9 protein-coding genes are annotated in these 12,898 nt (G+C 65.4%); 1 reads left to right on the forward strand and 8 read right to left on the reverse strand.

Annotated features, from left to right (window positions below; all coding sequences use genetic code 11):
• Positions 1-63: 63 nt before the first annotated feature.
• Together IVB36_RS35100 and IVB36_RS35105 are read right to left on the reverse strand one after the other, a co-directional pair.
• Positions 64-1,494, reverse strand: a complete 1,431-nt coding sequence (locus IVB36_RS35100) for an aldehyde dehydrogenase family protein (protein ID WP_018457078.1) — start codon at positions 1,492-1,494, stop codon at positions 64-66.
• 206 nt (positions 1,495-1,700) lie between these two features.
• The gene (locus IVB36_RS35105; protein ID WP_085352130.1) at positions 1,701-4,064 is read right to left on the reverse strand and encodes a transketolase; all 2,364 of its coding nucleotides are present in this window, start codon (positions 4,062-4,064) and stop codon (positions 1,701-1,703) included.
• A 133-nt stretch (positions 4,065-4,197) separates the two neighbouring features.
• On the opposite strand from IVB36_RS35105, the gene IVB36_RS35110 reads away from it, so the two are divergent.
• A complete protein-coding gene (locus IVB36_RS35110) occupies positions 4,198-4,659 on the forward strand; it encodes an Lrp/AsnC family transcriptional regulator (RefSeq protein ID WP_014497003.1) in 462 nt (153 codons plus the stop codon).
• Positions 4,660-4,663: 4 nt separating this feature from the next.
• On the opposite strand, the gene IVB36_RS35115 is transcribed toward IVB36_RS35110, so the two are convergent.
• From IVB36_RS35115 to IVB36_RS35140, 6 genes are all read right to left on the reverse strand, one after another.
• The gene (locus IVB36_RS35115) at positions 4,664-5,743 is read right to left on the reverse strand and encodes a zinc-binding dehydrogenase (protein WP_085352129.1); all 1,080 of its coding nucleotides are present in this window, start codon (positions 5,741-5,743) and stop codon (positions 4,664-4,666) included.
• 59 nt (positions 5,744-5,802) lie between these two features.
• Positions 5,803-6,744, reverse strand: a complete 942-nt coding sequence (locus IVB36_RS35120; protein ID WP_018457082.1) for a DMT family transporter — start codon at positions 6,742-6,744, stop codon at positions 5,803-5,805.
• 185 nt (positions 6,745-6,929) lie between these two features.
• Positions 6,930-7,769: an aldo/keto reductase gene (locus tag IVB36_RS35125; protein WP_247394668.1), complete on the reverse strand. Its 840-nt coding sequence runs from the start codon at positions 7,767-7,769 to the stop codon at positions 6,930-6,932.
• Positions 7,770-7,814: 45 nt separating this feature from the next.
• Complete coding sequence (locus tag IVB36_RS35130; RefSeq protein WP_085352126.1) at positions 7,815-8,717, reverse strand: SMP-30/gluconolactonase/LRE family protein; 903 nt, start codon at positions 8,715-8,717, stop codon at positions 7,815-7,817.
• Between the two features lie 232 nt (positions 8,718-8,949).
• Positions 8,950-11,655 carry a nitrate reductase gene (locus IVB36_RS35135; protein ID WP_247394469.1) on the reverse strand — a complete coding sequence of 902 codons (2,706 nt, stop codon included), beginning with the start codon at positions 11,653-11,655 and terminating at the stop codon, positions 8,950-8,952.
• Between the two features lie 15 nt (positions 11,656-11,670).
• Entirely contained in the window at positions 11,671-12,888 is a 1,218-nt protein-coding gene (locus tag IVB36_RS35140; protein WP_085385885.1) for an FAD-dependent oxidoreductase, read from the reverse strand.
• Positions 12,889-12,898: the final 10 nt, after the last annotated feature.

A 12,898-nucleotide genomic window follows, 5' to 3' on the forward strand; every position in this document is an offset into this window, starting at 1 on the left:
GATAGAACAAAAACGCCGGAGCGGTTACCCGCTCCGGCGTCATGTTTACCCAGGCGCTAACGCCTACGCCGCGTTGAAGCCGGCGACGGCCTTCACTTCGAGGAAGTCCTCGAGGCCGTACTTGCCCCACTCGCGGCCGTTGCCGGACTGCTTGTAGCCGCCGAACGGCGCGGAGCGATCGTTGGGCACGCCCTGCAGATTGACGTTGCCGGCGCGGATCTGACGGCCGACGCGCTTGGCGTCCTCGACGGACGCGCCCGTGACGTAGCCCGCAAGCCCATAGGGCGTGTCGTTGGCGATGTGCACCGCCTCGGCTTCGTCCTTGGCGCCGATGATGGTCAACACCGGTCCGAAGATCTCTTCACGCGCAATCGTCATGTCGGGGGTGACGTCGGCGAAGATGGTCGGACGGACATAGAAGCCTTTGTTGACGCCCTCGGGCAGGCCCGGGCCGCCCGAGACGAGCGTTGCGCCCTCGTCGATGCCCTTCTTGATCAGGCCCTGGATCTTGTCCCACTGGCCGCGGTTGACCACGGGACCGATGGTGGTGCCTTCGGCGCGCGGATCGCCCGCCTTGGTCTTGTCGGCGACGGCCTTCGCGATCGCGGCGACTTCCTTCATCTTCGAGGCCGGCACGATCATGCGCGAGGGCGCGTTGCAGGACTGGCCGGAGTTGTTGAACATGTGCATCACGCCGCCGGTCACCGCCTTCGTGAGGTCGGCGCCTTCGAGGATGACGTTCGGCGACTTGCCGCCGAGCTCCTGGCTGACGCGCTTCACGGTCGGTGCCGCACGCTTGGCCACGTCGATGCCGGCGCGGGTCGAGCCGGTGAAGGAGATCATGTCGATATCGGGGTGCTCGCTCATGGCGGCGCCGACCTCGGGACCGAGACCGTTGACGAGGTTGAACACGCCCTTCGGCACGCCGGCTTCATGGAGGATTTCCGCGAAGATCAGCGCCGAGGTCGGGGTGAACTCCGATGGCTTCAGGATCATGGTGCAGCCAGCGGCGAGTGCGGGCGCGACCTTGCAGGCGATCTGGTTGAGCGGCCAGTTCCAGGGCGTGATCATGCCGACCACGCCGACCGGCTCGCGCAGCACCATGGCGGTGCCGACCGGTTCCTCGAAATGATAGTTCTTGAGCACGTCGAGCGTGGTCATGAGGTGGCCAAGACCGGCGCCGGCCTGCAGCTTCTCCGCCATCGGCAGCGGCGCACCCATTTCGTCGGAGACGGCGGCGCCGATCTCCTTGAGACGGCCCTTGTAGATCTCGATGACCTTGGTGAGCAGCGCGACGCGCTCGTCACGGCTGGTCTGGGAGAACGTCACGAACGCGCGCTTGGCGGCGGCGACGGCTTTGTCAACGTCGGCCTTGGAGCCCAGCGCAACCTCGTACATCGCCTCTTCCGTCGCCGGATTGACCACGGCGGTGGACTTCTTGACGGCGGGATCGACCCAGGCGCCGTCGATGTAGAACTGCATGCGATTGACCATAGTGAACCTCTTCTTGGGGGCTTGGGGGGCGTTTCGGCAGGCATCCTTGCACGAAAGCGCCGGCAATTGAACCCGCCATATGCGGGGCCAGCATTGCGGCGGACCGAGGTTATATGAGCCGATGGCGGAGGGGTGGCAAGGTCTCGATTGCCGTCGTCCTGGCCCCGTGCGCAATTGCGCACGGGGGCCAGGACCACGACGGAGAACTACACCGCCATCTTCCGATGCAACACCGGCGCGCCGGTGGTGAGGCTTTCGGCCGCATCGATGATGGCGTTGGCGTCAATGCCGTGGTGGCGGTAGAGGTCTGCGATGGTGCCGGTCTGGCCGAACTGCTCGACGCCGAGCGCCTCGACGCGATGGCCGCGGATGCTGCCGAGCCAGCCGAGCGCCGCCGGATGGCCGTCGATCACCGTCACTATGCCGCAGTCGCGCGGCAGCGGTGCGAGCAGTTTTTCGATGTGGCTGAGATGCTGCACGCCGCGCCGATCACGGCGCAACTTCCGTGCGGCCGTCCATCCCGCATGCAGACGATCCGCGGACGTGATCGCGAGCAGGCCGATGTCGCGCCGGCTCTCGCCAATGAAGCCGGTCGCTTCGATCGCTTCTGGCGCCACGGCGCCGGTATAGGCGATGACGGCTTCGGCATTGGGCCCCGGCTTGCGCAACCAATACGCGCCGTCGGTGATGCCCTGTGCAAGCTCGGGCGTCATGATCCGCTGCGCCTGCTCGATCGAGCGCGTCGAGAGCCGCAGATAGACCGAGCCGCCCTCACCCGGATCGCGCTGCATGTGATTGAAGCCCCACCCCATGATCACGGCGAGCTCGTCGACAAAGGCCGGCTCGAACGAGGCAAGGCCATCCTGCGCCATGCCGATCAAAGGGGTTGCGATCGACTGATGCGCGCCGCCTTCGGGCGCGAGCGTGATACCTGAGGGGGTCGCCGCCACCATGAAGCGCGCATCCTGGTAACAGGCATAGTTCAGCGCATCGAGACCGCGCTCGATGAAGGGATCGTAGAGCGTGCCGACCGGCAGCAGCCGCTCGCCGTTGATCTGGTGCGACAGGCCGAGCGCCGAGAGCATGATGAACAGGTTCATCTCGGCGATGCCGAGTTCGAGATGCTGGCCCTTGGGCGAGAAGTCCCAGTTGAAGGTGGATGGAATTTTCTCGCTGCGGAATAAGTCCGCCTTCTCGCCGCGCGCAAACAGGCCGCGCCGGTTCACCCACGGACCGAGATTGGTCGAGACGGTGACGTCAGGCGATGTCGTCACGATGCGCTTGGCGAGCTCGCTGTCGCCGCGCGCGATCTCGTTCAGCACCAGCCCAAAACCCTGCTGGGTCGACATCTGCGGCGCCGGCTTGAAGGCAAGCTGCGACGGCACCTCGATAACAGGCGCGGTGAGCCGGCGGCCGTCCTGGTTGAACGGCACGCCCGCGAGGAAGGCGTCGAGCTCGGCGGCACTTTGCGCGAGACCCTCGTATCTGTCCCATTCGTGTCCGGGCCGGATGTTCTGGCTGTCGCGATATTTCTCCATCTGCGCGACCGTCATTAGGCCGGCATGATTGTCCTTGTGGCCCTGGAACGGCAGGCCGACGCCCTTGATGGTGTAGGCGATGAAGCAGACCGGGCGGTCGTGGTCGATGGATTCGAAGGCGTCCAGCATGCTCGCCATGTCATGGCCGCCGAGGTTCGACATCAGCGCCAGCAGCTCGTCGTCGCTGCGCCTGTCGATCAGCTTGGTGATGGGGCCCTGATCGCCAATCTCGTCGTGCAAATGCTTGCGGAACGCCGCGCCGCCCTGAAAACACAATGCGGCGTAGAGTGCGTTCGGACAATTGTCGATCCAGCGCTTCAGCGCCTCGCCGCCAGCTTCCGCAAAGGCCTCGCGCATCAGGCGGCCATATTTCACGATCACCACGTCCCAGCCGAAATTGCGGAACACGGTCTCGAACTTCTCCCAGAGGCCTTCGCGGACGACGGCGTCGAGCGACTGCCTGTTGTAGTCGACCACCCACCAGGTGTTGCGCAGGCCGTGCTTCCAGCCCTCCGCCAGCGCCTCGAAGATGTTGCCCTCGTCCATCTCGGCATCGCCGACCAGAGCGATCATCCGCCCTTCGCGGCGATCCTTCATCCAGCCATGTGCCTTGACGTAGTCCTGCACCAGCGAGGCGAACAGCGTCTGCGCCACGCCAAGGCCGACCGAGCCGGTGGAGAAATCGACGTCGTCGACGTCCTTGGTGCGCGAGGGATAGGACTGCGCGCCCTTGAAGCCACGAAAATTCTCCAGCTTCTCGCGGCTCTGCCGGCCGAACAGATACTGGATGGCGTGGAACACCGGGCTCGCATGCGGCTTCACCGCGACGCGATCTTCGGGCTTCAGCACGTGGAAATACAGCGCCGACATGATGGTGGCGAGCGAGGCCGACGAGGCCTGATGTCCCCCGACTTTCAGGCCGTCCGCATTCGGGCGGATGTGGTTGGCGTGATGGATGGTCCATGACGACAGCCACAGCGTCTTGCGGGCCAGCGCGGTCAAGGTGTCGAGGCGGGCGGTATCAACGGGCATGGCAATGCTCCCGGAAAACAGGTGCCCGATGATACCCCTGCAGGAAGCGCCAAACTTCTCAATTTTTCGCGCAATACCAGCCAATATTGGGATAGCTTACCAATCAGCCGACAAAAACGACAGGTTCATCCCAATGCCCGACCTCGACGCCATTGACCGAAAAATCCTCGCTCTGCTCCAGAACGACAGCCGCCTGACCATGCAGGAACTGGCCGACAAGGTCGGGCTGTCGGTGTCGCCATGCCATCGCCGGGTCAAGCTGCTCGAGGAACGCGGCGTCATCTCGCGCTACATCGCGACCGTGGACCAGAAGGCGCTGGGGCTGCATGTCAGCGTCTTCATCTCGATCAAGCTGGCCCGGCAGAAGGAGGAGGACCTCAACCGCTTCGCGCGCGCGATCTCGAAATGGGACGAGGTGCTGGAATGCTATCTGATGACCGGCAATCGCGACTATCTCTTGCGCGTGGTCGCCGCCGACCTCGCCTCCTACGAGACTTTCCTGAAGACCAAGCTGACCCGGCTCGACGGCATCGCCTCGATCGAGTCCAGCTTTGCGCTCAGCCAGGTGAAATATTCGATCGCGCTGCCGGTGTAAGGCATCACCGCCACGGCTGCACGATGATCTTGGTGTGAGCCTCAGGGTTGGCGAGATCTGCGAAAGCCTTTGCGACACCGTCGATGCCGACTTCCGCCGTCACCATTGCCGCCGCATCCACCTGCCCCTCCGCGATCAGGCGCAGTGACGCCGCGAATTCGTCCGGCGTGTAGCCGAGCACATACTGGACGTTGAGCTCTTTCATGATGCCGAGCATGGGCTCGCTCCTGTCGGTCTCCATGCACACACCGACCACGACGATCCTCGCATCGCGCGGCGCGCCTTCGAAGACCTGCTGCAACAGACCGGGCACGCCGACGCATTCGAAGATGATCGCGGGCTTCAGCGCGGGCAGCATCGCCTGGAACGGCGGCCGGGCCGCCTTTTCGGCATCGGACATCTGCGCATGCTCGGCCCAGGTGGCATAGGGCTGCGACACTCGTGGATCCACGACGACATCGGCGCCGAGTTTTGCCGCAAGCGCGCGCCGCGCCGGCGAATAGTCGGCCGCGACGATCGGATGCAGGCCCTTGAGCTTTAGCGCCGCAATCACCGCGAGCCCAACCGGACCGCAGCCGATCACGAGCGGCACTTCGCCGCCTCGGATGTTGGCCTTGGCGACGGCGTGAACGCCGACCGCGAGCGGTTCGGTGAGCGCGGCATGCTCCGGCGCGAGACCGTTGGGCACCTCGAGCAGCAGCGCTTCGCTCAGCAGCATCGCCTCGGCATAGCCGCCAATATTGTCGTTGGAGTAACCGATACCTTCGATGCCCTGCGGCGTTACGAGGGCTGGCAGCGAGCAGACGCGCGTGCCCGACTTGAGCTTGCGCACGGTCCCCGGGCCGAAGTCGACGATCTCGCAGCAGAACTCGTGGCCGAACACGACGTCGCGGGCGAGATCCATCGGCTTGCGGCCGGTCTTTCGCGCCATCTCCACCATGCGGTGGGCGTGCTGGCGCGCGTGCAGATCGGAGCCGCAGATGCCGCAGGCGAGCGTCTTGACAAGCACCTGGCCGGGGCCGGGCTTTGGCTCGGCCATCCGGTCGACGACAATCTCACCGTTCCTGAAAATCGCAGCGCGCATCCGGCTCCTCCCGTCTTGTTGGAGCCGTCGATAGCACGAAGCGGACGCGCGATCTTGCGTCAGGGGTTCGGGGAACGCTCTTCCAGGATCAGGAGCTGGGCGCGGCGGATGCGCTCGCGATGGGCGATGTAGAGGCCGCTGGCGACGATGAAGGCCGCACCGGTGACGGTCCAGACATCAGGCACTTCGCCGAACAGGAAGAAGCCGAGGATGCTCACCCACAGCAACTGCGTGTAGGAGAACGGCGCCAGTACCGAGGCATCGCCGTAGCGATAGGCCAGCACGATGATCCACTGGCCGACGGTGGAGGCGACGCCGATCACGATGCCAAGCCCGATCGCCGTCCAGGTCGGCGTGACCCAGACGAACGGTACCATCAGGGAGAGGATCGCAACGCCCGTCAGCGCCGAATAGGCCATCGTGGTGAGGACGGCTTCACGCCCGCTCATCATGCGCGTCAGGATCAGCGCCGCGGCCCAGCAGAACGCCGAGACGATCGGGAAGAAGGCGGCGGCGTGAAACGCGCTGGAGCCCGGGCGCAGGATGATCAGCACGCCGGTCAGGCCGATCGCGGTCGCGATCCAACGGCGCATGCCGACCTTCTCGCTCAGGAAGACGATCGAGAGCGCGGTGACGAACAGCGGCGAGACGAAGCCGGTCGCGGACGCTTCTGCGATCGGCAGGAAGCTCAGGCCGGTGATGAAGAACAGCGAAGAGCCGAGCAATGCCGCGCCGCGCATCAACTGCAGGCCGAGGCGCTCGGTGCGCATCGCATGGAGCGGCGAGCCCGGCAGCATCACCGGCGTGAACATCAGCGCAAACGTCACGAAGCGGATCCAGGTGATCTCGATCGACGGCAGGCTCGACGACAGATATTTCGCGGTAACATCGGAGCAGCCGAGAAAGATCGTCGACAGCAGCACCAGCGCGATGCCTTTGAACGGGTGATCGACGCGCGCCGGCGCCCGTCGCGCCTGCGGCTTCTTTTCCGGCATGGGCATGGGAATACTGTCGAGCCTTGCGGCTGCGGCGGGCGGCGGGGTCACGGCTGGAACCTAGGAATGCGAATCGGGAATGATCGTAAAAAACGATAATTGCGCCGCTTTCACAACTTCCGAAAACAGGATGCCGATATGCGCTCACGTCCGCGCACGTCAAGACTCCATTAATAACGGGCGTTTGTGCACTACAGCATGGGCAGGCCGCGCGGCTTCGGACCGCGCGGAAACGCCGCATCGAGCGCCGCGATCTCGTCTTTCGTCAGCACCAGATCGCCGGCCGCAGCATTGTCGCCGGCATGTTCCGCGGACGACGCCTTCGGGATCGCGAACACCGTAGTTGCACGGGTGAGGAAGCTCAGTGCGACCTGGCGCGGCGTCGCGCGACGCGCCTCCGCGATGCGCGCCAGCACCGCGCCGCCCTTGCTGTTGCTCGCAGGGAAATCATCGTGGCCGAATGGCGAATAGGCGACCACGGCGACACCATGCCGTTCGCACCACGGGATCACCGCGTGCTCAATCGCGCGTTCCTTCAGAGGATAGAGCACCTGATTGCAGGCGATGCGGTGTTCGCCGGCGGCGTCGAGGATCTCGTCGAGATCATCGGCATCGAAATTGGAGACGCCCCAGGATTTGATCTTGCCGGCCTTCACCAGTTCCTCGAATGCGGCGACGGTGTCCTCCAGCGGATACGAGCCGCGCCAATGCAGCAGATAGCAGTCGAGCCGATCGGTTTTCAGCCGCTTCAGCGAGCGCTCACAGGCGGTGATGGTTCCGCGGCGCGAGGCGTTGCTCGGCAGCACCTTTGACACCAAGAAAACCTCGTCGCGTCGGCCCGCGATCGCATCCGCAATGACGAGTTCGGCATCGCCATACATCTCGGCGGTATCGATGTGGGTCATGCCTAGATCGAGCCCGCGCTGAAGCGCCGCGATCGCGCGCTTGCGATCGCCATGGTCGAGATACCAGGTGCCCTGCCCGATGACGGAGACGCTGGCACCCGTTTTGCCGAAGGGTTTCGTGTTCATATTTGCTCCGATACCACTCGTTCGCTGAGGCAACCGCCGTCGCGCTCAAGAGTTCAATCCGCCGATGTCAGCGACCAATACGCTACCGGTTGCGGACTCCGTGATGTAGAGCCGATCCTTCTTCGCGCCACCAATCGCGACATTGGTGCAGTTCGGCCCTGCACACGATTTCACCCGCGCAATCAATTCGCCGTTGGGCGCGAACACGAAGACATGGCCGAGTGAGGCGTGACCGACGAACAGGCGGCCCTTGGCATCCATTGTCATGCCATCAGGGCCACTGGTGCCGAACAGCGAGCAGAAGCGGCCAACCTTCGACACGCTGCCGTCCTTCATGAACGGCAGCCGCCACACCGCGTTGTCGCGCGTCATTGCGACGAACAGCACGGTCTCGGTTGGATCGAGCACCAGGCCATTCGGGCTGATACCAGTGTCGATCAGGCAATCGAGCCGGCCGCTTTGCGTCAGGCGATAGACGCGGCCGCTGGGGTCATGCAGGCCGGTCTGTCCCTGGTCGGTGAAATAGATGTCGCCGTTGGACGCGAGATGCAGATCGTTGCAGCCCCGGAAAGACTCCGAGTTGCGCGAGGTCAGCACCGGCGCAATGCGCCCTGCCCTGGCGTCGAACTCCATGATGCCGTGCCTGTAGTCGGCGACCAGGATGCGGCCGTCGGCCGCGATCTTCAGCCCGTTCGGCCAGCCCTCATATTCAATCGCCAGCGACCACTCGCCGTCAGGCGCAATGCGGAAGATGCGGCCGAAGGGAATGTCGACGATGTAGAGATTGGCATCCTTGTCGAACGACGGCCCTTCGATGAAGGAATCCGTCGGCACACCGGGCCGGTTGGCATCGGCCCAATCGGTGCGCTCGCCCTTGCGGCGGAATTTGTCGGGCATGGCGGAAAAGAGCCTGGTCTCGATCAGGCGCGGCGGCGTTTCCAGGTACATCATTGTTGTTTTTGCGTGTTGAGGGCGAGAGCGCGGCACCATAGGACACAATGAGGCGTGCGTCGATTGGGCCGAAGCATAGCGCCCCGCCCTCGCTGTCATTCCCCGCGAAAGCAGGGAATCCAGTACGCAGTGGCCTTAGCGCTTGATCACAGGCGTCTCGGCGTACTGGATCGCCCGGTCAAGCCGGGCGATGACGGCGGAGTATGCGCGACGACCGAGAAAGTCGCCCCTACCCCGCCGCGACCGCGTGCTTGGCATGCTTCGCCGGCGCAATTTCGGTCGTCGCGATCAGGCGCTTCAGCTCGGGGATGCAGGAGCCGCAATTGGTGCCGGCCTTGAGCTTTGCGCCGATCTCGGCGGCTGTGCGCGCGCCTGCGGCGATGGTGTCGCAGATGGTGCCGCGGCCGACGCCGAAGCAGGCACAGACGACAGGACCGGTCGAAGCCGCGCCCTCGCTCGACTTGCCGGACAGCAGCATGCGCCGCTGCTCATCGGTGACGTGGTCGGCCACGAACAGGCTCTTCACCACCTCCCAGTCCCCGGCATCATGCGCGGGGCCGACGAACAGGCAGGTTTCGATGCGGTCGCCGGCAAACGAGGCCGCGCGATAAACGCCGCCGCCGAGGTCGCGATAGTCGGCGACGTCCTCGCCGGCAACGCCACCGAGCCAGGTCGGCCAGCGCGACAGGTCCGCATTGTCGGCGAAGAGGTAGCCGAAGCCGCCGGTAACAGTGACGCGGGTCCACATCAGGTTCGGTGGCAGCTCCAGCTGCTTGCGCGACAACGCAAAGCCGCGGAAGACGTATTCATAAGGCGAAATCGCCGCCGGTGTCGCCTTCGACTCCGGCTGCCCCGAGAACGGATCGGTGAACGGTGCGACCAGCGCCCCGACGCGACCGTGCGAGGCGTTCATCGCACTCCAGTGGATCGGCGCGAACAGCGTGCCGCGCTGCTGGTGGTCGCTGACGACGACCTTGAGGGTGCACTGGCCGTAGTCGGTGGTGATGCGGGCATAGCCGTCATGAACGACGTTGTATCTGCCGGCGTCATCGGGATGAATCTCGACGAACGGCTCGGGCAGATGCGCGCCGAGCCGCTGGCTGAGGCCCGTGCGCGTCATGGTGTGCCACTGGTCGCGGATGCGCCCGGTGTTGAGCCGCAGCGGCCGCGACGGCCCGGTCTCGCCGCGCAGCGCCGGCACCTCCGGCGCGACGAAGCGGCCCTTGCCGTCATTGGTGAAGAACCCGCCGGCCGCGAAGAAGCGCTCGCCGGGCGCCTGGCCTTCGGGCGCGGGCCACTGCACGGGCTTCAACGCGTCGAAGCCCTCGTCGGACAGCGAGGTCAGCGCGCCGATATCGAAGTCGCGGCTGCCATCGTTCTCGAACGCCGAGAGCGCGGCGTGCTCGCGAAAGATGTCGGCTGCGGATTTGTAATTAAAACTGTCGCCGAAGCCGAGGCGTTTTGCGGTTTCGCTCAGGATCCACCAGTCCGGCCGCGCCTCGCCGGGCGCCGGCAGGAACGAACGCTGGCGCGAGATCCGGCGCTCGGAATTGGTCACGGTGCCCGACTTCTCGCCCCAGGCGAGCGCGGGCAGCAGCACGTGCGGGCCAGCATCGACCGTGTCGTTGGAGAGCACGTTCTCGGAGACCACGAACAGCTCGAGCTTCTTCAGCGCCTCGCGCACGAAGTCCGCGTCGGGCAGCGACACTGCGGGGTTGGTGCCCATCACCCACAGCGCCTTAACCTCGCCGCGGTTGATGGCTTCGAACAGCTGCACCGCCTTCAACCCTTCATGGGTCGCGATACGCGGCGCCTTCCAGAACCGCCGCACGCGATCGATGTCCGGCGGCGTGAAGTTCATGTGTGCGGCGAGCTGGTTGGCGAGGCCGCCGACCTCGCGGCCGCCCATCGCGTTGGGCTGGCCGGTGAGCGAGAACGGCGAGGCACCGGGCTTGCCGATGCGCCCCGTGGCGAGATGGCAGTTCAGGATCGCGTTGACCTTGTCGGTGCCCTGCGCCGACTGATTGACACCCTGCGAGTACAGCGTGACGACGCGGGGCGTGTCACGGAACATCTTGAAGAAGGTGGCAACGTCCTGCTCGGAGAGGCCGGTCGCCAGTGCGGTCGCGGTGATGCTGCCGGCGATGCTGCGTGCGCGCGCCAGCGCGTCGTCAAAGCCCGACGTGTTTTGCCCGATGTAGTCCTGATCCAGGGCACCATTGTCGGCGAGGTGAACGAACAGGCCGGAGAACAACGCCGTGTCGGTGCCGGGCTTGAGGCCGAGGAACAGATCGACGTCGGTCGCGGTGTCGGTGCGGCGCGGATCGATCACGATCATGCGCGCGCCGCGCTCCTGCCGGTTCTTCAGCATGCGCTGGAACAGCACGGGATGGCACCAGGCGGCATTCGAGCCGACGAACACCAGAAGATCGGCCTGGTCGAGATCCTCGTAGCAGCCGGGCACGGTGTCGGCGCCGAAGGCGCGGCGGTGACCGGCGACCGATGACGACATGCAGAGCCGCGAATTGGTGTCGACGTTCGCAGTGCCGACAAAGCCCTTCATCAGCTTGTTGGCGACGTAATAGTCCTCGGTCAGCAGCTGGCCCGAGAGATAGAATGCGACCGCGTCGGCGCCGTCGCGCGCGACGATGTGCTGCATGCGGTGGGCGACGTGATCGAGCGCATCGCTCCAGGCGACGCGTTCGAGCACGCCCTTGCAGCGGATCATCGGATAGAGCAGCCGGCTTTCGAGCCCGACCGTCTCGCCGAGCGCCGAGCCCTTGGAGCACAGCCGGCCGAAATTGGCAGGATGATCGGGATCGCCCGCGATCGCCGCGCCGCCCTTGCCGTCTGGCGTCGCCAGCACGCCGCAGCCGACGCCGCAATACGGACAGGTCGTTTTGGTAGCGCGGAGCGTGGGGTCGATCGCCGTCATATCGAGCCGCCTCAATCAAGCCGCTTTGGAGGGACGCGCGAGCGCGCGGCCGAACATCATGTCGGTGCGGATCGCCGCCACCTTGTCACGATTGCGGATCAGTTCGAGATACCAGAGCGCATCGACGGTATCGCCGATCAGCACCGCGCCGGTGAGCCGGCCGTCGGAGATGACGAGCTTCTTGTAGGTGCCGCGCCTGCGGTCTGACAGCACGAGGCTCTCGCTGCCCTCCCCGCCCATGAAGTCGCCCGCGGAGAATACGCTGACGCCCGACACCTTCAGATTGGTCGAGACCACGCTGCCCTGATAGGCCGCGGGACGGCCCGCGAGATGCCGCGCCAGCACGCGCGCCTGCTCGTAGGCAGGCTCGACGAGGCCGTAGCAGGTGCCGCGATGCTCGGCGCATTCGCCAAGCGCATAGATATCGGGTGACGCCGTCTGCATCTCGTCGTTGACGACGATGCCGCGGTTGACTGCGATGCCGGCGTCCTTTGCGAGCGCAATGTTGGGCCTGATGCCGGCGGCGAAAATCACCGCATCGGCCTCGATGCGGCTGCCGTCGGCAAGCTCGACCGCTTGGACATGACCTTCGCCGTGGATGCGCGCTGTGGATGCATTGAGCAGGATGCGAATGCCCTTGCGCTCGACCAGTGTCTTGAGCAGGTCCGCGGCGGAGGCATCGAGCTGGCGCTCCATCAGCCGGTCCATCAGGTGCAGCAGCGTCACCGGCGCTCCGGCCTTGGCGAGGCCGTAGGCCGCTTCGAGTCCGAGCAGACCACCGCCGACCACGACGACGCGCTTCCTGGCGGCCGCGAGCGTCAGCAGCAGGTCGACGTCGCGGGTATCGCGAAAGGTGTGCACGCCGGCGAGATCGGCGCCGGGCACGTTGAGCCGTAGCGGCGTCGAGCCGACGGCGAGCACGAGCTTGGAATATTCCATGCTCTCTTCGCCTTCGATCTTGAGCTCGCGTCGGCCGGTGTCGATCTCGGTGACCCGATAGCCGTAGCGCACCGTGACACCGCGATGGCGCCACCAGTCGGCGGGTCGGAGCTCGATCTCGTGCGAGCCGGTCTCGCCGGCCAGCACGGAGGAGAGCAGAACACGGTTGTAAGCGAGCCGCGGCTCTTCGCCGATGACGGCGACCGCGTAGCGGCCGAGTGCGGTCTTGGCGAGCTCGTCGACCAGACGCGCGGCCGCCATACCGTTTCCGACAATGACCAGCGGTTCACTCACAACGCATCTC

It is taken from the genome of Bradyrhizobium sp. 35, assembly GCF_023073215.1.
Classification (GTDB): domain Bacteria; phylum Pseudomonadota; class Alphaproteobacteria; order Rhizobiales; family Xanthobacteraceae; genus Bradyrhizobium; species Bradyrhizobium canariense_D.